Below are 19,375 nucleotides of genomic sequence, written 5' to 3' on the forward strand. Positions count from 1 at the left end.
GGCTTGTGGGCCAGCCCGGCGTGCTGCGGGAGATGGCGGTGCCGTGCCTCGTGGTGTGGCTTGGGGCGGTGTGGTGGGCGGTGGTCCGGCGGGGGCTGCCGGTGGTGTGTGCGGCGTTGAGGTCTGTGGTGGGGCGGCCTGTGGTGGTGCGGGGGACGCAGGCGTCGTGGCTGGCGTCGTGGCACGAGATGGTGTAGCGGGCGATGGTGCGGTGGGCGGTGGGCCGGCGGGGGTCGGTGGTGGTGTGAGCGGCGTTGAGGGCCGCGGTGGAGCGGTGGACGCGTCGACGGCGTGCAGGGCGGCCGTCAGGGCGGCGCCGACGTCGGGCACCGTGAGGTGGATGCCGTCGCGGACGGTGACGCGGCCGTCGATGACGACGTGCTGGATGTCGGCGGCGGTTGCGGTGAACAGGATCGACGAGGGGGTGCTGCCGGCGGTGCGGGGTGAGGTGAGGCTGACCGTGACGAGGTCGGCGCGGGCGCCCGGGGTGATGCCGCCCGCATCGGTCCAGCCGAGGGAGGCGTGGCCGGTGGTGGTCGCGGCGGTGAGCAGCTCGGCGGCGGTGAAGTGGCCGCGGTGCTCGGTGTGCAGGCGCTCGTGCATCTCGACGCCGCGGGCCTCCTCGAACAGGTCGATGACGGCGTGGCTGTCGCTGCCGAGGGACAGCGGGCTGCCGGCGTCGACCAGGGCCCGCGCGTGGCCGATGCCGTCGGCGAGGTCGCGCTCGGTGGTGGGGCAGAAGCACACACCGGTGCCGGAGTCGCCGAGCTCGGTGCGGTCGGTGTCGGTGAGGTGGGTCGCGTGCACGACGGTCACGGTCGGGCCGGTCAGCCCGCGGTCGGCGAGCAGCTCCGTCGGGGTGCGGCCGTGCACCGCGAGGCAGGCGTCGTTTTCGGCGCGCTGCTCCGAGAGGTGCACGTGGGTCGGCCGGCCCTCCGTGTGCCGCGCGAACTCGCCGAGCGCGGCGGCGGGGACGGCCCGGACGCTGTGTGCGGCGGCGCCGATCTTCGCGTGTGGCCGGGGGGTGAGGCGTGCGACCCGGTCCGCCCAGCCGTCGACGCCGGTGTCGCCGAAGCGGCGCTGGATCCCTTCGAGCGGCCTGCCGTCGACGGTCGAGGTCAGGTACAGCGTGTCGAGCAGCGTGATCCGGATCCCGGCGGCGGACGCGGCGGCGATCAGGGCCTCGCCCATCGCGTTGGGGTCCGCATACGGCGTGCCGCCGGGACCGTGGTGCAGGTAGTGGAACTCGCCGACGCAGGTGATGCCGGCGAGGGCCATCTCGGCGTAGACGGCCGTGGCGAGGCGATGGTAGGAGTCGGGGTCGAGGGCGCCGGCGACGGAATACATCTGCTCACGCCAGGTCCAGAACGTGCCCCGTCCACCCTGGGTCCGCCCGCGCAGCGCCCGGTGGAACGCGTGCGAGTGCGCGTCGGCGAACCCCGGCAGCGTCACCCCGGCCAGCCGCACCACGTCTGGTGCCGCGCCGGCCGGCGTGCCGGGGGTGATCGTGGCGAACCTGCCGTCCACCACCTCGATCAGCACGTCGGCCGCGACACCTCCCGGCAGCCACGCCCACTCGCAATGGAACCGGACGGAGGTCATTGACTCAGCCGGGCCAGCAGGTCGGTGAGCTTCTCGACGCCCACCGCACAGTCCGCGTCGGACGCCGACTCCTGTGGTGCGTGCGAGATGCCGGTCGGGTTGCGCACGAACAGCATGCCCGTGTCGACGTGCTTCGACAGGACCCCGGCGTCGTGGCCGGCACCGGTCGGCAGGACCGGGGCACCGAGCTCCAGGGCGGCCAGCCGGCTGACGTCACCGGCGAACGCGACCTCACCGGTCACCGACTCCGCCGCGAGGGTGACCCGGGTGCCGTCGTGGCGGGCCCGCTCCTCCGCCCGCTGCTGGATCGCGCCGACGAGCCGGTCGAGGGTGTCCCCGTCGGCGGCCCTCGCGTCCAGCCACGCGGAGGCGCGCGCGGCGATGGCGTTGGTGGCGTTGGGGGCGACGTCGACGCGCCCGACGGTGGCGTGCGCCCCGTGCGCCCGCGCAGCCTCGTCGGCAGCGAGGACGGTGTGCGCCAGGGTCAGCATCGGGTCGTGCCGGTCGCGCATCCTGGTCGTGCCGGCGTGGTTGCCCTCGCCGGAGAAGTCGAGCCGATACCGACCGTGCGGCCAGATCCCGCTCGCGACGCCGACGGGTGCGTCGAGCACGTCCAGGGCGCGGCCCTGCTCGACGTGCAGCTCGACGAACGCGCCGATGCGGGCCAGCCGGGAAGGGTCGGGGCCGAGCGCGTCGACGTCGAGCCCGGCCTTGCCCATCGCGTCGGCCAGGTAGATCCCGTCGCGGTCCTGCAGCCGCAGCGCCTGGGCCGGGTCGAACGCGCCGGTGAGCAGGCGGGAGCCGAGGCACGGCACGCCGAACCGGGCGCCCTCCTCCTCGGTGAAGACGACGACGGCGATCGGCCGGGACGGTGTCACGCCGCGCTCGCGGAGCCGGTCGACGGCGAGCAGCCCGGAGACGACGCCGAGCGGCCCGTCGTAGCCGCCGCCGTGCGGCACCGAGTCGAGGTGGCTGCCGGTGACGACCGCGCCGTCACCCTCGGGGGAGCCCCACCACGCCCACAGGTTGCCGTTGCGGTCGACCTCAACCTCGAGGTCGCGGTCGAGGGCCTCCTCGACGAACCACTCCCGGCAGACCAGGTCGGTGTCGGTCCAGGAGTGCCGCAGGTAGCCGCCGTCGCCGCCGGCCCGGCCGATGGGGCTGAGTGAACCCCACAGCGCCGCGAACCGCTCACCGGTCATCGTCATGCCGCCACCTCCGTCACGCTCCGGCGCCCGCCTGACCGGCAGCGCCCCTGAAGAACCGTCCCGCCGCCTCCGCCTCCGCCTCCGCGGCCGCGCCGCGCGCGGGTCATGACGTCTCCCGCATCGGCACGCGCAGCCCGGCCTGATCGGCGACCTCGGCGGCCTCGTCGTAGCCGGCGTCGACGTGGCGCAGCACGCCCATCGCCGGGTCGTTGGACAGCACCCGGGCCAGCTTCTGCGCCGCGAGCTCGGTGCCGTCGGCGACCGAGACCTGCCCGGCGTGGATCGACCGGCCGATCCCGACGCCGCCGCCGTGGTGGATCGACACCCACGAGGCGCCCGAGGCGGTGTTGACCAGCGCGTTGAGCAGGGGCCAGTCGGCGATCGCGTCGGAGCCGTCGCGCATCGCCTCGGTCTCCCGGTAGGGCGAGGCGACGGAGCCGGTGTCCAGGTGGTCGCGGCCGATCACGAGCGGCGCCTCGACGGTGCCGTCGGCGACCATCTCGTTGAACCTGAGACCGGCCCTGTCCCGCTCGCCCTGCCCGAGCCAGCAGATCCTGGCCGGCAGCCCCTGGAACGCGACCCGCTCGCCGGCCATGCGGATCCAGCGGTGCAGCGAGTCGTTGTCCGGGAACAGGTCGAGCACGGCCCGGTCGGTGGCGGCGATGTCGGCCGGGTTGCCCGACAGCGCGGCCCAGCGGAACGGGCCCTTGCCCTCGCAGAACAGCGGCCGGATGTAGGCGGGGACGAATCCGGGGAACGCGAACGCCCGGTCGAACCCGCCCAGCTGCGCCTCGCCGCGGATCGAGTTGCCGTAGTCGAAGACCTCGGCGCCCCGGTCGAGGAACCCGACCATGGCCTCCACGTGCCGGGCCATCGAGTGGCGGGCCCGGTCGGTGTACTCCTCGGGCTTCGTCGCGGCGTAGTCGGCGGCGTCGCCGGGCTCGACCCCGCTCGGCACGTAGGACAGCGGGTCGTGTGCGGAGGTCTGGTCGGTGACGATGTCGACCGGCACGCCCATGCGCAGCAGCTCGGGCAGCAGCAGGGCGGCGTTGCCGACGACACCGACCGACAGGGCGCGGCGGGCGATCTGGGCCTCGACCGCGAGCCGCACCCCCTCTTCGAGGGAGTCGGCGACGACATCGAGGTAGCGGGTCGCGACCCGCCGCTCCAGGCGGGACCGGTCGACGTCGACGATCAGGCAGGCCCCACCGTTCATGGTGACGGCGAGAGGCTGGGCGCCGCCCATGCCACCACAGCCGGCGGTGAGTGTCAGCGTGCCGGCGAGGGTGCCGCCGAACCGCTTCTCCGCCACCGCGGCGAACGTCTCATAGGTGCCCTGCAGGATGCCCTGCGTGCCGATGTAGATCCAGGAGCCGGCGGTCATCTGCCCATACATGGTCAGGCCGAGCGCCTCGAGGCGGCGGAACTCGGGCCAGGTCGCCCAGTCGCCGACGAGGTTGGAGTTGGCGATCAGCACCCGCGGCGCCCACTCATGGGTCTGCAGCACACCGACCGGGCGGCCGGACTGCACCAGCATCGTCTCGTCGGGGCCCAGCGTGGTGAGGGTCCGCATCAGCGCCCGGAAGGACGGCCAGTCGCGCGCCGCCTTGCCGGTGCCGCCATAGACGACCAGGTCCTGCGGTCGCTCGGCGACGTCGGGATCGAGGTTGTTCATCAACATGCGCAGCGCGGCTTCCTGCTGCCAGCCACGGGCCGTCAGCTTGGTGCCGCGAGGGGCACGGACCGTCTCCATGGAACTCCTCGGGTTAGGGCAGGAAGACCTGGCGGGTGGCGGCGGACCGCTCGAACGACTCGAGGCGGGCCTGGGTGTCGGTCGGCGCGGCGTCGCACATGGCTTGCAGCAGCATCGTCACCATCGCCGTCGGGGCGCTGTGGGAGTCGAACACCAGTCGCGACCCCACCGGCGCCGGCAGGATCAGGTCGGACTCGGCGGCAGCCGGGCTGACGGGCGAGTCGGTGACGGTCACGACGGTCAGACCGGCGGCGCGTGCCTCCCGCAGCGCGTCGACCGCCTCTCGCGGATACCGGGGCAGCACAAACGCCAGCATCGCAACTGCGCCCGCCGCGCGTGCCTGATCCAGCCGATCCGCCAGCAGGCTGCCGTGCTCGTGCAGCAGCCGCACGTCGGGGTGGACCTTCGCGGCGAAATAGCTGAATGCGGTCGCCAGCGCGCGGGCCGCCCGCATGCCGAACACGGGCAGCGGCCGGCTGCCGATCAGCAGCCGGCCCGCCTCGGCGAGCGGCCCGGGGTCGGCGAGCGCGGCGGCGAGACGCTGCAGGTTGGCGATCTCGGCGCCCAGCGCCCGCTGGAACTGGTTGGTCCCGGTCTCGGCCGGCTCGTCGTCGCGGGGCGGGCGGTGCGAATAGCCGTCGAAGGTGACCCGGATCTCGTCGCGGAGCGAGTGGTAGCCGTCGAAGCCGAGCGCGGTCGCGAAGCGGGTGACCGACGGCTGGCTCACCCCGGCGAGCGTCGCCAGGTCGCCGCTGGAGAGGTAGCCGGCCTGGCCGGCGTTGTCGACCAGGCAGCGGGCGATGCGCCGCTGGGCGGGCGTGAGCCGCTGCCCGTCGAACAGCTCCAGCAGTCGCCGCTCCATCTCCGTCGTCACGCCCCCGAATGTAAGACTCCATTCAAAATCAAGTCAAGTGCATGAGAGCATTCATAGTGTTGCCTAACCTGGGGGTCCGCGTGCGACCCTCGCGGCGTGCGGTTGACCTATCTGGCTACGTATCCCGTCAAGAGCTGCTACCGGGTGGAGGCCGACGCCGCGGAGGTGGAGCCGTGGGGGCTGGCCGGCGACCGGCGCTGGCTGATCGTCGACGGCGACGCCAAGCTCATCACCCAGCGGGACACCCCTGAGCTGGGACGCATCCACCCCGAGCCGCGCGACGGCGGCCTGTTGCTGAGGGCATCCGGCGCGCAGGATCTATGGGTACCCAATCCATCCGGGGAAACCGTCGACGTCCGGCATTTCTTTCTCTGGGTCGCCGCCACCCCGGCGGGGCAGCGCGCCGACCGGTGGATCTCGGACGTGATCGGCCGCCCCGTCACGCTGGTCCACCTGGACGACCCGACCCGCCGGCCGGTCGACCCCGAATACGGCGAGCCGGGCGACCGGGTAAGTTTCGCCGACGGCTATCCGCTGCTGCTGGTCAACTCGGCCTCGCTCGACGCCGTCAACGACTGGCTGGTCGAGGGCGGTGACGAGCCGGTCGAAATGACCCGGTTCCGGCCCAACGTGGTCGTCGACGGGGCGCCCGCGTGGGCGGAGGACGGGTGGATCGGCGGCCGCATCGTCATCGGTGACGTGTCGTTCCGGGTGCCGAAGGCGTGCAGCCGGTGCGTCCTGACCACCATCGACCCCGAGACTCAGGAGAAGGGCCGGCAGCCGCTGCGCGTCCTGGGTCAGCGCCGCCGGTTCCCCGAGGGGCTGCTGTTCGGCGTCAACCTGATCCCGGACCTGGAGGGGTTCGACGGACGGGGAAAGATCGCCGTGGGAGACGAGGTGATCGTGGCATAACGGGCCCGGGGAGGCGGGTGACGCGTCATGATCAAGGGGTGACGCCCCTGCGGGTCCGGCCCCACCTCGCCGAGATCCTCGACCGGACCCGGCACGTGGTGCTGACGTTCAGCGTGCTCGGCAACCTGCTGCCCGAGCCCGAGACGGTCGCCGGGCAGGTCCGCGACATGCTGCTCGACACCGGTCACCAGATGTCGATCCTCGTCAGCGCGAGCGGCAACCCGTTCGACATGCTGGCGGAGGCCTACGCGGCGGGCGAGGACCTGGGCAGGCGCGCCGAGCAGCTCGTCCACGACGCGGAGCTCGACGCCGCGGGCCGGGCACCGATCACGAACGGGGCTCCCGCGCTCCTCGACGCGTGCCGGGCCACCGGCCGTGCCGTCACCGTCTACGCCCCCCACAGCGAGTCCGCGGTGGGGCGCTTCCTGCACCGCCACGGGCTGCGCCCGCTGGTCGGGCCGGCGCTGGGCCGGGGCTTCGCCATGCGGCACCCGGCGGTGCGCACGATGGCTCCGGTCATCGAGTCGATCGGCGCGTTGCCGGGCGAGACCGCGGTGGTCTGCGCGACGTTCTCGGCCATGTCCGCGACCCAGCGGGCCGGCGCCCACGCCATCGGCGTCGAGCGCCTCCGAGAGCCGCGGAAGATGCTGCACGGAGGCGAGGGCAGCAACGCCGTCGTGCAGTCCCTGACCCACCTCGCCGACGCGGTCAGGGCCCGCGTCGCATAACGGCGGGCGTGTGGATGGTCACAGCATCGGTGCGCGTCGCTCTGGTAGAACAACCCGCGTGTCATTTCTCCTGTGGTCGGGACAGGCCGTCGGGCACCGCCGTGCCGGTGTCGGGCTCGCCGTCGGTGTGGTCTGCGCCGCTGCCGCGGTGAAGCTGTTCCCGGAGCATCCCCTCGACCGGCCCAACGCCCTGGCCGCCGCCGCACTGCTGAGCGCGGCGGGTCTCGCCGCCCTGGTCTGGGCCGCCGCGATGGCACACGTCGGCGTGCAGATCAGCATGTACAACGTGCGCATCCGCCACGGGCTGCTGCCGATGCCACCGATCACGGTGCCGCTGCGGATGGTCACCAGCATGCGCGCCGTCGACGTGCAGTCCAACATCGCCCAGCGGTGGGGGTGGACCTGGGTGCCCGGGCGGGGACGTGCGGTCATTGTGCGGTCTGGCCCGGCCCTGCTGTTCGACTTCGCCGGCCGGCAGTTCACGGTCAGCGTCGACGACCCTGACGAGGCCGAGGCCGCCCTCAACCGGATGCGCAGCCCGGCCCGCTGACCCGGAATTGGTGAAGCCCGGGGAGTGTCCATCCCCGGGCCTCGGTTTGCCGCCCACTTGCACACACCGGCACGTTTAAGGTCACAGGTCAACTTGAAGGCGTCGCGCTCTGCGATTGAGCTATCGGACCAGGTTGGAGGTCCGAACGGGAGTTGAACCCGTAGCCTCGACGACAATGCCTGTGATCGGTCGATCCGGTGTTGAGCGGCGAATGCTCAGACTGGAGCGAGAAGTTGAGTTTGTGTTTCGGCTCCCGCGGCCGCCTCTGCCATTGGGCTACGCCGTCACGAATGACGGCGGAAGGGATCGAACCTCCACATTGACACCGCGCGCACCTGTCAAACTGAGCCTCAGGTTCAGTCTGCGCTCCTTGCGCACCGCCGATCCTAGCCGTCAGGCGAAGAGGAAGCGAAACACTTTCTCGCCGGCCTCCTGCTGCACGACCTCGGCGGCGTTGGCCTCCTCGCGGGCGAACTTCACCGCGGACTGGAGCTTCTCGACCCGCTCGACCAGCTCGTTGATCCGCTGCGCGGGCAGCGCGCCGGAGAACTTCACGGTCTTCCAGTAGCCGATGACGACGTCCTCGTAATACACCTCGACCTGCGCCGGGTGCTTCTCCGTCGCCTCGGCCTTGACGTGGTTGCGGGGGATCCGCTTGGTGCGGGTCGTCTGCGTCGGCTCGGTCGCGAAGCAGTCGGCGGACGCGTCATACACCCACGACTCGGCCGCGTCGAGGACCGGCAGCTTCCGGACGAACGTCAGCAGGTCGACCAGCTGCTTCTCCAGGAACAGCAGGTAGGACACCGGCACGTCGCGCAGCAGCGGCGTGCCGTCCACGACGACGTCGGCCCGGGCGACGCAGTTGGTCCAGTCCTTCGTCGCGGTCACGTCGAAGAGCCGGGTCAGGATGGTGGCGGTCTGGCGCATGACCTCGTCGGCCTTGACCTGCACGCGGGTCGACTCGGGCGGCAGCTGCTCGCCCTCCTCGTCCTTCGGGCGATAGGTGCGCGCGATGCCGGCCAGCAGGGCGGGCTTCTGCAGCACGTGGTGCGCGTCGGTCAGTTCCTGGAAGGAGCGCGACTTGACGCCCTTCTCCACCGCGATGATCTGATTGAGCTTCGTCATAATGCGCCGAGTGTACGAGTCCGGTACGACGAAAATCATCCGAGAAAACGTGGGGCCGGTGAGAGTCGAACTCACACTGGCACGGACCTAAACCGTGTGCCTCTGCCATTGGGCTACGGCCCCACCGCTATGACCGGGCCTCACTTTACTCACGCCAGGCGGGTGATCTCCACGGTGACCCCGAGGTGCTTGCTCGGCGCGCCGTGATAGACCCCACGCAGTGGCGGGACGTCGTCGTAGTCGCGCCCGCGGGCCACCACGACGTGCCGGGAGCCGACCGGGACGCCGTTCGTCGGATCGAATCCGGTCCATTCTCCGGCCCACCATTCGACCCAGGCGTGGCTCTGCCCGGCGACCGTCTCGCCGACCTCGGCCTCGACCTTGGGGTGCAGGTAGCCGGACACGTACCGGGCCGGGATCCCGCGGGCCCGCAGCAGCCCGACGGTCAGGTGCGCGATGTCCTGGCAGACACCCTTGCGCAGTTTCCACGCCTCCTGCGCGCTCGTCTGCACACCCGTGGACCCTGGAACGTAGTCGACGTGCTCCCGTACCCAATGCGACAACGCCTCGGCAGAAGCCTGTGGAGACCTGCCGGCGATCGCGTCCCATGCCTCGTCGACCAGAGCGGCGTCGACGGCCGTCAGCGGGCTCTCGGTCAGCAGCTCCGCATGCGCGTCCAGCACCGCGTCGCCGGTCAGTTCGGACCAGGAGAGGTTGACGACGGGCAGCGGCGGCGGCGACACCTCGACCAGGCTGCTGGACACGACCCGCAGTTGCTGGTGCGGCCGGTGCAGGTCGAACGCGGTGACCTGGGTCGCCCAGTAGTCGTAGTACCGGTAGGTGGTGGCGCCGGGCGTCACCTCGACCTGGCTGAACAGCGTGGTCTGCCACGGCAGCGTGAGCGGGGTCAGCCGGGCCTCGTTGTAGGACGCCGAGACGCTGCCCGCGTATTTGTACCCGGTCACGTGCCGGATTTTGAGACGCCAGCTCATGATCCACCCCATGCGACGGTGCCCCAGGTGACGGGCGTGGACTGCGGGAAGTAGCGGGCCGTGATCGCCGCGCTCGCCGTGGCACACGTCTGCTGCAGCGCCCGCAGGTGTTGCGGCAGCTCGGCCAGGAGGGTGGTGGTGTCGGCGTACTCGAGGCGCGTCCTGATCTGCCCGATCGGCCGGCGGGCGGCATCGGTCACGCCGGCCCGCTCCATCGTCGGCGCCAGCTCGCGCAGGCATTGCTCGGCGGTGCCCAGCGCGTGCAGCGCGGACCTGGGGAACAACCGGTCCAGTAGCAGGAACTCCGTGACCCGCTGAGGGTCGAACGTGCCGCCGTGGGTGCGCAGGAACGCCTCGTCGGCGCCGCAGGAGCGCAGGACCGTCCGCCAGCCCGTGATCTCGTCGGTGGTGTTGGTCTGGATCGACAGCAGGCGGGCGGTCATGTCGACGCGTTCCAGGCTGCGGCCCAGCACCAGGAACCGCCAGCCGTCGTCGCGGCTCATCGTCGACTCCGCGAGCCCGGCCAGGACGGCGGCGCGTTCCCGTACATAACTGAGGAAGACGGTTGGACCGAGACGTTCGGCGGCGACCCGGCGCGACGCGAGGGTGTGCCACGTGACGTTGAGGCACTCCCACATCTCGCTGGAGATCGTCTCGCGCACCCCACGCGCGTTGTCCCGTGCGGCGACGATCGCACCCGAGATGGCGCTGGGGTCCTCGGCGTCGAACGCGAGCAGCTCGAGGACGTCACCGGTGGTGATCCGCCGGTCCTGCGGCGCCGGCGCGCCGAGCACCGACATCAACGTCCGGCAGGCGGCGTCCTCGTCGGCCCACGGGTCCTCCAGGAGCCGGCCGAGGAACGCGTCGAGGATGCGGGCGGTGTCGTCGGCGCGCTCGATGTAGCGGCCGATCCAGAACAGGGACTCTGCGATGCGACTGAGCACGGCCCCTCCTACTGCTGCTGCTGTCCGGCGAGCTGCGTGGCGGCCGGTCCGCTGTCGCGGGGGCTGCCACCGGCCTCCCGCGGCTCCGGCACGATCTTCGTCCGCGGGGCCGACGGCGCCGGCTCGCTGTGGTGCGCGAGCACCCAGGTGTCCTTCGAGCCGCCGCCCTGGCTGGAGTTGACGACCAACGCCCCTTCCGGCAGCGCCACGCGGGTCAGCCCGCCGGGCACCAGCCAGATCTCGTTGCCGTCGTTGACCGCGAACGGCCGCAGGTCGATGTGGCGCGGCGCGACCCGGTCACCGAGCAGGGTCGGCGACGTCGACAGGGCCACGGGCCGCTGCGCGATCCAGCCCCGCGGGTCCTTCTCGACCTGCTTCCTCAGGTTTTTCAGCGTCTCCTCCGACGCCTGCGGGCCGATCACGATGCCCTTGCCGCCGGCGCCGTCGACCGGCTTGAGCACGAGCTGGTCGAGCCGGCCGAGCACGTCGTGGAGGACCTCGGGGTCGCGGTCGTCGAGCCGGTACGTCTCCACGTTGTCGATGAGCGGCTCCTCCGACAGGTAGTACCGGATCAGGTCCGGCACGTATGTGTAGACGAGCTTGTCGTCGGCGACGCCGTTGCCGACCGCGTTGGCGAGGGTCACCTGTCCGGCGCGGGCCGCGTTGACGATGCCGGGGCAGCCGATCACCGAGTCGGGCCGGAAGTGCAGCGGGTCGATGAAGTCGTCGTCGACCCGCCGGTACACCACGTGCACCGGGCGCTCGCCCTGCGTGGTGCGCATCCGCACCCGGTTGCCGCTGCAGACCAGGTCGCGGCCCTCGACCAGCTCCACGCCCATGAGCCGGGCGAGCAGCGCGTGCTCGAAGTAGGCCGCGTTGTAGACGCCCGGGGTGAGCACGACGACCGTGGGATCCTCGACGCCCTCCGGCGCCGCGGCCCGCAGCGCGGCGAGGAGCCGGGCCGGGTAGTCGTCGACCGGCCTGACCCGCGCCTCGGCGAACAGTGCCGGCATGGTGTGGGTCAGGGCCCGCCGGTTCTCGATCACGTAGGACACGCCGGAGGGGATGCGCAGGTTGTCCTCCAGGACGCGGAACCTGCCCTCCTCGTCCCGGATCAGGTCGACGCCGCTGATGTGCACCCGCACCCCGTTGGCGGGCTCGATGCCATATGCCTGCCGGTGGAAGTGTGCGCTGGTGGTGATGAGCTTGCGGGGCACGACGCCGTCGGCGAACACACGCCCGGCGCCGTAGATGTCGGCGAGGAACGCCTCGAGCGCCTTGACCCGCTGCTGGACGGCGGCCGTCAGCAGGTCCCACTCGTTGGCGTCGAGGATGCGGGGGATCAGGTCCAGCGGGAAGGGTCGCTCCTCGCCCGCGTAGGCGAACGTGACCCCCCGGTCGGTGAAGACCCGGGCCAGTTGGTCGGCACGGAACCGTAGATCGGCCGGGGCGAGCGGCTGCAGCGCGGCGAACAGCGAACGATAGGGCGAGCGCGGTTGCCCGGGGCGCTCGAACATCTCGTCCCACGCTTCGAACATGGCCCCGGACATCGAGTAGTCGTCGAAGATGTCCGCCATGACGAGAGCCTAGGCACGAACGGTTTCAACCGCATTACCTGTGTGTTTTCGCCGCCGATCTTGCTCTTGGCCGCTGTCAGTCGCCTTTGTCCAGGCCGAGGTCGCGGCGGAGCTTCGCCACGTGCCCCGTCGCCTTGACGTTGTAGAGAGCGCGCTCGATCTGTCCCTTCTCGTCGATGACGAAGGTCGAGCGGATCACGCCCAGCACGGTGCGCCCGTAGTTCTGCTTCTCGCCGAACGCGCCGTAGATCTTTAAGACCGCCCGGTCGGGGTCCGACACGAGCGGGAACGTGATCGCGTCGCGCTCGCGGAACTGGGCGAGCTTCGCCGGGGAGTCCGGCGAGATGCCGATCACCTCATAGCCGGCGGCCTTCAGTGAGGCGAGATTGTCACGGAAGTCGCACGCCTGCTTCGTGCAGCCGGGCGTCATCGCCGCCGGATAGGCATAGAGGACGACCTTGCGCCCCCGGAGGTCGGCGAGCGACAGGGGCTCGTCGTGATCCGTCTGCAGCGTGAACTCGGGAGCCGTGTCACCCGGCTCCAGGCGTGTCGTCGTCATGGTTCGGGACTCTATCGCGTGCCGGTGACATCCACGGCGGCGGATAGCGTTACGTCCACGTGTCGTGACGGATCGTATAAACTCGACCCCCGCAGCGGCATAAACCACGAAAGCGCGAAATCATGGTCGGCATGACCCGCCGCGCATGGTCCATCCCCCTGGCGACGCTCTTCGGGGCGCTGCTGATTCTGGTGCTGCCAGCGGCGCCCGCCAGCGCGCACGCGCTGGTGGAGCGCACGGCTCCGGTCGCCGGCAGCGTCGTGGACCAGTTGCCCGGCGAGATCACGCTCACATTCAGTGAGCCGGTGCGGATCGTCGCGGACAAGATCCGGGTCACCGCGCCCGACGGCAGCCGCGCCGACACCGGCAAGCCCGTCGCCCGCGACGCCGAGCTCGTGATCCCGATCAAACCCGGCGGGCCGAAGGGCACCTATCTGGTCAGCTACCGGGTCATCTCCGCCGACAGCCACCCCGTGAGCGGCGGCTACAGCTTCTCCTACGGCCAGGTCTCCGCCGTGCCCAACGCCAATGACGCCGGCGCCGACGTCAAGACCGACGCCCTGGTGAAGAACGCGATGTCCGTCGCCCGCTTCATCGGCTTCGCCGGCCTGGTCCTGCTGGTCGGCCCGGCCCTCGTCCTGTTCGCCCTGTGGCCCCGCCGGCTCTCCGCCCGCGATCCGGGCAGGGTGGCGTTGACGGGTGCCGGCCTGCTCGCGTTCAGCGCGGTGCTCGAGTTGTACCTGCAGATTCCGTACACCTCCGGCACGACGCTGTTCGACGTCTCCTCGACGGCCGCGCGTGAGGTGCTCGGGACCCCGTTCGGCGCCGCCCACCTGATCCGCATCGCGGTCGCGATCGCTGTCGCGGTGCTGCTCCGCCCCCTGATCGCCGGTCGTGCCGGCAAGATCGACCAGACTTTACTGATCATCCTGGGCGTGGTCGGGCTCGCCACCTGGCCGATCTCCGGCCATCCGAGTGCCTCGCCGGTGCCGACCCTCACCGTCGTCGCCGACGTCGCGCACCTCGCGTCGATGGCGGTGTGGCTCGGCGGGCTGGTGATGCTGTTCGCGTTCCTGCTGCGCCGTGCCGACACCCGCGAGCTGACGGCCATCGTGCCGGTCTGGTCCGGGTGGGCGCTGCTGGCGATCACCGTGCTGGTCCTGGCCGGCACCGCGCAGGCGCTGGTCGAGATCGGCACCGTCGACGCGTTGACCGGCACCACCTACGGCCGGATCGTGATGGTGAAGGTCGCGCTCCTGGCCGTCATCCTCGGCGTGGCGGCCTACTCCCGGCGGATCACCAACCAGCGCTTCACGCCCGCGTCCGAAGTGCCGTCCGATGAGGCGCCGGACGAGCCGTACGACGAGCCGGCCCCGCAGGACGCGTCCGCCGAGCCCGCCGACCGGGCCCGGCTGCGCCGGGCGGTGATGATCGAGGTGTTGATCGCCGTCGTCGTGCTGGGCTTCACTTCGGTGCTGGTCCAGACGAGCCCTGCCCGCAGCGCGCAGGCCGGCGACAACGCGACGACGGGGCCGTTCACCACGACGGTCACGACCAACCTGGTGAAGCTGGAGGTTGACGTCTCGCCGGGCAGGGTCGGGCCGAACACCGTGCACCTGTATGCGCTCAAGCCGGACGGGTCGGGGCCGCTGTCGGTCGCGGAGTGGAAGGCGACGGCGGCGCTGCCGGCCAAGGGCATCGAGCCGATCGTGCTGCCGACGCTGGGGATAACGCCTGACCATGCCTATGGCACGGTGACGCTCACGCCGGCGGGCACGTGGGAGCTGAAGTTCACCGTCCGTGTCGACGAGCTGAACCAGACCACGATCGCTGTGCAGGTCCCGATCCGCGGCTGACCGGCTCCGGGAGGGCCGGTGCTGTGGTTGACCGGTTTCGGTGGCACCGGGCGGCCTGGTGATCGTGCGGCAGGGGTCACCGCTCGTGCCGTCGGCGCGCGGTGATGTTCCCCGTGCTCCGGGCTCACATGATCGAGCGCCGTCGAGGGCTCGTTGGGCATCGTTGTTGGTGAAGAGGCCGGCCAGGGATCACCGTCGCCGCGGCTTCTCGTGATCCGGACGGTATTGCGCTTCCCTGAGGCGAGGTTGCTCGGTTGCCGTTGTGGGAGCACGTCCTTTTGTCGGGCCTGTGGGAGCGCCGACAACCGGGGAGATCCACTTCTGAAGCGGAGCAACTGCGCTAAGGGGTGGTTTCTGGACAGCGGTGGCGTGAGGTCGGACGCTCCCGGTGTCCTGTGTGCTTTCCAATGCGCCTTGGCGACAAGGGGATGGCGGGGTAATTCGGAGCCGATCAGTGGGTTTGGTCAAAAGAGGGCAATTCGTAGGGTTTTTGGCGGTATTGTCAGCTTCGGATCGCTGGGGGGAAGGGGCCGCTGCCATGGTCGTGCGTCTGGTTCGGGCAGGTGTCGGCGCGCTGCTGCTGCTCATCGCGGTGCCGCTGGCGCTTGCCGGTGGCGGACTCTGGGTGGCCATGGAGCATCGCGCCGCCGATGACACCTTCACGGCGCGGCTGGAGCGGCTGCGCTCCGGGGGCCGCGCGGTGGTTGTGCCTGACATCGACGCGTTGCTGCGAGCCGACGCGCCGTTCGCGCGGGGTGGGCAGACGACGCTCAACCTGTCGGCGGTCGGCTCCAGCGGCCCCCTGTTCATCGGGTTGGCTCCGGACACGGCGGTGCAGCGGTACCTCGACGGGCTGGTCCAGGCTCGGGTGTCGCGGGTCCGCCTCGCGCGTGGCCCACTGCCGGTCGAGTTCACCGAGATCGAGACCCGCGCCGCCGCCGCGAGCGTCGGCCGGCCGGGCGCCGGAACGCAGGGCGCCGGCCCGGTGCAGGGTGGCGGCCCGGCGGTGGCAGGTCCCGGCATCGACCCGGGTTCCGGCGCCGGAACCGCGGCTCCCGGGACCGCCGGCACCGGCGACCCGAACGCGAGCAACCCCGACGCGACAACCGCCGACCCGGGCGCCTCGAACGCCGACCCAGGCGCGACGAACGCCGACCCGGACGCGACGAACGCCGACCCGGGTGCGGCGGCCGGCGACCCGAACACGACCCCCGCTGACCCGAACGCCCCCGCTGACCCGAACACGATCCCCGGCGACCCGAGTGCCACGGACCCGAATGCCGTAAACCCGAGCGCCGGCGACCCGAACGCCGCGGGCGCTGCCTTCTCGGTGCCGGCGGGGCAGGAGTTCTGGCTGGCGAAGAGCATCGCGGTGGACGGGGTGGCGCAGCTGACCTGGTCGCCGTCGGCGCTGCGGGGGAGGCACCTGGCGCTCGTGGTCATGAACGCGGACGGCACCGCCGGGATCAACGCGACGGTGACGGCCCGGCTCGCGCCGGCGTGGATCGGGCCGACGGCCGGGGGGCTGCTCATGCTCGGCACGGCGCTGTTCCTGCTGGCGTTGCTGATCCTCGCGTGGCCCCAGCGGCGCGCCGAGGCGCGGCTCGTGCTGCCGGCGTTGCCGACCCAGCCGACCAAGAGCCGGCTGAGCCTGCGGCGCACGCTGTCGGACCCGATCGCGGCGCTGCTCAATCCGGTCGTGCCGAAGAACCGTGACGCGGAGCCGGCGGTTGCGATCGCGGTGACGTGCCAGACCGACGTCGAGGACGACCGGCAGACCACCACGGTCGGCGTCGTGGTGACGGACGAACGTGCCACTGCCGTCGTGACGGACGAGAGTTCGACCGGCGTGGTCGTGACGGGCGAGAGCGCGACTGGCGTCGTCGTAACGGGCGAGAGCGCGACTGGCGTCGTCATGACGGGCGAGAGCGCCCCGGTGGCGACGGGCGAGAGCGCCGCAGTGGTGACGGGCGGGAACGCCGCAGTGGTGACGGGCGAGTGCGTCGCGGTGGCGACGGGCGATAGCGCCGCAGTGGTGACGAAGGAGAGCGCCGGCGAGCCCGCCACGGCGGAAGTGGGCGTCCCGGAGCCACAGGAAGCAAACGATCAAACCGGCCCCGCGCAGGGCACGGCACTCGCCGAGTCCGAGCTGGACCGTCCCGCCCCCGAGGCCGGCATCGACGACGGTCCCGGACCGTTGGCCCTGCCGCCGTTGCCGAAGTTGCCGGCGATCGAGCTCCAGTTCACCTGGGCACCCGTAGCGGTGGACGAGCGGGTGGACGAGCCGGCGGGCGAGCGGCCCGGCGAGCGGGTCGGCGAGCAGCAGAAGGCCGCCACCACCCGCTGAGCGCCCGCGTGCCGCCGTCGTCGCGGACCGTTACCGCCAGGACGACCCGGCAGGTGTCACCGAACGTGAGCCGCGCCACTTCCTGACCGTGCCGCCGACCGCTGGGTTCATCGACCGCAAGCGGTGGCCGGAGTGGCGCCGAGCAGGCCGCCGGCGAGCGCACCTGCGGCGATGGAGGGCGGCCATGGCTGTGTCCGGGAGGTCACGAGCGAAGGATAAAGGTAACGAGGAGTCATTGAGTGTGAGAAGTCGGCCAGATGAACACTAGGCTGTGGGACGTGGGTGATCTTTTGGTCTGGATCGACTGTGAGATGACAGGGCTTGATCTGGGTAAGGACGCGCTGATCGAAGTGGCGGCGCTGGTCACGGACCCGGATCTCAACGTGCTGGGTGACGGCGTCGACGTGGTGATCCACGCCGAGGACACGCTGCTGGACGGGATGCTCGACGTGGTGCGCGACATGCACGCCAAGTCGGGGCTGACCGAAGCGGTGCGGGCGTCTGCGGTCACCGTGGCCGAGGCCGAGGACCTCGTCATGTCCTACATCACCACCCACGTGCCCGATCCGCGCACGGCGCCGCTGTGTGGCAACTCGATCGCCACGGACCGGGGGTTCCTGGCGCGGGACATGCCGCGGCTCGACAACCACCTGCACTACCGGATGATCGACGTCTCCTCGATCAAGGAGCTGTGCCGCCGGTGGTATCCGCGGGTCTACTTCGGTCAGCCGCCGAAGGGCCTCGCGCACCGGGCGCTCGCGGACATCCGGGAGAGCATCCGTGAGCTGGAGTATTACCGCCGGACGCTGTTCGTCCCGCTGCCGGGACCGGACGTGGAGGCGGCCAAGGCCATCGGCGCGGAGCTGAGCCGGGAAACCGACACCCGGACGCGCTAACCCAGTCGACGGATCCCCGTGCTCATGCCCTATTATTGGCGAGCACGTTCATGGTGGCTGTAGCTCAGTTGGCAGAGCACCGGGTTGTGGTCCCGGGTGTCGTGGGTTCAAATCCCATCAGTCACCCCATGCAGTAAGCAGAAGGCCCCCGTCACGCTTGTGACGGGGGCCTTCTTCTGGCATGAGGGTGTTACAGGGGCAGCATCGCCAGGCGGGCGTGCCACTCACCGCCGATCTTCTCGGTGTCCGAGCCGACCAGCAGGCCGTAAGGCGTCGCGAGCAGCGCCCTGGCGCCGACGCCGCGCGGCTCCCGCTTGGGGTTGAACGCGGTGGCCTTGCCGGTGACCGGGCTGATGGCGGCGATGCCGGGCCGGCTGACCGCGCCCTTGCCGGCGGTCTCCTTGCCGAACGGGTTGTCCATCCAGCGCTGGTGGCCGCCGACGTAGATGGCGGCGCCGGTGTCCGCGACCGAGTACAGCGAGTCCCCGCCGGTCCAGTTGGTCCAGAGCGGCTTGTGCAGCCCGGCGCCGCGCAGGTCGAAGCGGGACGCCGTGTCGCACATGAGGTGGTCGCCCCACTTGCGGCCGGTGGAGACGATCGTCGCGTACGTGCCGGTCGGGTCGAAGTCGATGCCGCGCAGGTACGTCTCGAACCCGGCGCGGCAGGGCTTGGTGTACACGTCGGTGTACCAGTCGGCGAGTCGGGCCGAGTTGGCCGCGTTCTCGATCACGACGACCTGGGCGCGGTACTGGCCGAACGCCTGCTCGACGGCGCCGACCGCGGCGAGCCGGTTGCCGTCCGGGCTGATCGCCAGGTCCTCGAGCTTGACCCGGGTCAGGTTCGGCGCGGCGAGCTTGGCGTCGAACGTGGTGTCGGCCCAGCCGCTGGTGGCGTTGAGACGGGCCAGGCCGGCGCGCTTCTGCCCGCCGATGCTGGTGAACGAGCCGGCGGCGAACAGCCACGGGCCGAACGTGACGATGCTGCGGGTGTCGCCCCAGTTGATCTCGCCGGTGAAGGCCGGCACGCGGCGGCCGTCGGCGAGGCTGAGCTGCGCGATCCCGCGCTGGGCGCCGCCGCCGATCTTCTGGAACGCGCCACCCGCGTAGACGGTGTTGTTCGGTCCGGCGGCGAGCGTGAGGACCACGTCGTCGGCCTCCGGGGCGAACGGCAGGATCTCGCCGGTCGTCGCCCGGTACGCGAAGATGTTCTTGCGCTTGAGCTTCGCGCTCTTGCCGGCCGGGACGACGGTGGTGAAGTCGCCGCCGACCACGACCACGTCGCCGACGAGCGCGAACGCGCGCACCTCGCCGTCCAGGACGTTCGGCGTGTAGTCGACGGGGTTCGTCGACACGGTCGCGGCGTGGTTCAGCGCGGCGGAGGCGGGGATTGCGACCGCGATCGCGGCCAGTGCGGTTGCGGCGGCGGCGAGCAATCGTCGGCGCATACGTGCGA

General features: G+C 71.3%; 15 protein-coding genes, 2 tRNA genes and 1 pseudogene. 7 read left to right on the forward strand and 11 right to left on the reverse strand.

Annotation, left to right across the window (positions count from 1 at the left end; genetic code table 11):
• Positions 1–285: 285 nt before the first annotated feature.
• From Dsi01nite_RS57220 to Dsi01nite_RS08410, 4 genes and pseudogenes are all read right to left on the reverse strand, one after another.
• Positions 286–1,602: pseudogene (locus Dsi01nite_RS57220) on the reverse strand (formimidoylglutamate deiminase); the annotation flags it as partial.
• Positions 1,599–2,804: an allantoate amidohydrolase gene (locus Dsi01nite_RS08400; RefSeq protein WP_203845522.1), complete on the reverse strand. Its 1,206-nt coding sequence runs from the start codon at positions 2,802–2,804 to the stop codon at positions 1,599–1,601. The gene Dsi01nite_RS08400 and the pseudogene Dsi01nite_RS57220, both read right to left, overlap by 4 nt.
• A gap of 109 nt (positions 2,805–2,913) precedes the next feature.
• Positions 2,914–4,563: a urocanate hydratase gene (gene hutU, locus Dsi01nite_RS08405; protein ID WP_203845476.1), complete on the reverse strand. Its 1,650-nt coding sequence runs from the start codon at positions 4,561–4,563 to the stop codon at positions 2,914–2,916.
• A gap of 13 nt (positions 4,564–4,576) precedes the next feature.
• On the reverse strand, positions 4,577–5,425 hold the full coding sequence (locus tag Dsi01nite_RS08410; RefSeq protein ID WP_203845523.1) for a MurR/RpiR family transcriptional regulator: 849 nt from the start codon (positions 5,423–5,425) through the stop codon (positions 4,577–4,579).
• A gap of 108 nt (positions 5,426–5,533) precedes the next feature.
• Here Dsi01nite_RS08410 and Dsi01nite_RS08415 point away from each other — a divergent pair, with 108 nt between their 5' ends.
• From Dsi01nite_RS08415 to Dsi01nite_RS08425, 3 genes are read left to right on the forward strand one after another with little or no spacing between them, the layout of a single operon-like run.
• The gene (locus Dsi01nite_RS08415) at positions 5,534–6,349 is read left to right on the forward strand and encodes an MOSC domain-containing protein (protein ID WP_203845477.1); all 816 of its coding nucleotides are present in this window, start codon (positions 5,534–5,536) and stop codon (positions 6,347–6,349) included.
• A 38-nt stretch (positions 6,350–6,387) separates the two neighbouring features.
• On the forward strand, positions 6,388–7,077 hold the full coding sequence (locus Dsi01nite_RS08420) for an HAD family hydrolase (protein WP_203845478.1): 690 nt from the start codon (positions 6,388–6,390) through the stop codon (positions 7,075–7,077).
• A 58-nt stretch (positions 7,078–7,135) separates the two neighbouring features.
• On the forward strand, positions 7,136–7,627 hold the full coding sequence (locus tag Dsi01nite_RS08425) for a hypothetical protein (RefSeq protein WP_203845479.1): 492 nt from the start codon (positions 7,136–7,138) through the stop codon (positions 7,625–7,627).
• A gap of 393 nt (positions 7,628–8,020) precedes the next feature.
• On the opposite strand, the gene Dsi01nite_RS08430 is transcribed toward Dsi01nite_RS08425, so the two are convergent.
• The 6 genes from Dsi01nite_RS08430 to bcp all read right to left on the reverse strand — a co-directional run bounded on the left by Dsi01nite_RS08430 (position 8,021) and on the right by bcp (position 12,824).
• Positions 8,021–8,752: a DUF7873 family protein gene (locus Dsi01nite_RS08430; protein ID WP_203845480.1), complete on the reverse strand. Its 732-nt coding sequence runs from the start codon at positions 8,750–8,752 to the stop codon at positions 8,021–8,023.
• Positions 8,753–8,802: 50 nt separating this feature from the next.
• Positions 8,803–8,875, reverse strand: a tRNA-Leu gene (locus tag Dsi01nite_RS08435).
• Positions 8,876–8,901: 26 nt separating this feature from the next.
• Positions 8,902–9,756: a transglutaminase family protein gene (locus tag Dsi01nite_RS08440; RefSeq protein ID WP_275423342.1), complete on the reverse strand. Its 855-nt coding sequence runs from the start codon at positions 9,754–9,756 to the stop codon at positions 8,902–8,904.
• Positions 9,741–10,688, reverse strand: a complete 948-nt coding sequence (locus tag Dsi01nite_RS08445) for an alpha-E domain-containing protein (protein WP_203845481.1) — start codon at positions 10,686–10,688, stop codon at positions 9,741–9,743. Before Dsi01nite_RS08445 ends, Dsi01nite_RS08440 begins: the two co-directional genes overlap by 16 nt.
• Positions 10,689–10,696: 8 nt before the next feature.
• Positions 10,697–12,265 carry a circularly permuted type 2 ATP-grasp protein gene (locus Dsi01nite_RS08450; protein ID WP_239135771.1) on the reverse strand — a complete coding sequence of 523 codons (1,569 nt, stop codon included), beginning with the start codon at positions 12,263–12,265 and terminating at the stop codon, positions 10,697–10,699.
• 76 nt (positions 12,266–12,341) lie between these two features.
• Positions 12,342–12,824 carry a thioredoxin-dependent thiol peroxidase gene (bcp, locus tag Dsi01nite_RS08455; protein ID WP_203845482.1) on the reverse strand — a complete coding sequence of 161 codons (483 nt, stop codon included), beginning with the start codon at positions 12,822–12,824 and terminating at the stop codon, positions 12,342–12,344.
• Between the two features lie 122 nt (positions 12,825–12,946).
• Between bcp and Dsi01nite_RS08460 the strand changes: the two genes are divergently transcribed.
• From Dsi01nite_RS08460 to Dsi01nite_RS08475, 4 genes are all read left to right on the forward strand, one after another.
• Positions 12,947–14,680 carry a copper resistance CopC/CopD family protein gene (locus Dsi01nite_RS08460; RefSeq protein WP_203845483.1) on the forward strand — a complete coding sequence of 578 codons (1,734 nt, stop codon included), beginning with the start codon at positions 12,947–12,949 and terminating at the stop codon, positions 14,678–14,680.
• A 538-nt stretch (positions 14,681–15,218) separates the two neighbouring features.
• Positions 15,219–17,027, forward strand: a complete 1,809-nt coding sequence (locus Dsi01nite_RS08465; RefSeq protein WP_203845484.1) for a hypothetical protein — start codon at positions 15,219–15,221, stop codon at positions 17,025–17,027.
• Between the two features lie 257 nt (positions 17,028–17,284).
• The gene (gene orn, locus Dsi01nite_RS08470) at positions 17,285–17,923 is read left to right on the forward strand and encodes an oligoribonuclease (RefSeq protein WP_203845485.1); all 639 of its coding nucleotides are present in this window, start codon (positions 17,285–17,287) and stop codon (positions 17,921–17,923) included.
• A gap of 53 nt (positions 17,924–17,976) precedes the next feature.
• Positions 17,977–18,052 (forward strand) — tRNA-His (locus Dsi01nite_RS08475).
• Between the two features lie 61 nt (positions 18,053–18,113).
• On the opposite strand, the gene Dsi01nite_RS08480 is transcribed toward Dsi01nite_RS08475, so the two are convergent.
• Complete coding sequence (locus tag Dsi01nite_RS08480) at positions 18,114–19,367, reverse strand: delta-60 repeat domain-containing protein (RefSeq protein ID WP_203845486.1); 1,254 nt, start codon at positions 19,365–19,367, stop codon at positions 18,114–18,116.
• Between the last annotated feature and the right edge of the window lie 8 nt (positions 19,368–19,375).

Origin of the sequence: Dactylosporangium siamense (assembly GCF_016862795.1) — a bacterium.
GTDB classification, from domain to species: domain Bacteria; phylum Actinomycetota; class Actinomycetes; order Mycobacteriales; family Micromonosporaceae; genus Dactylosporangium; species Dactylosporangium siamense.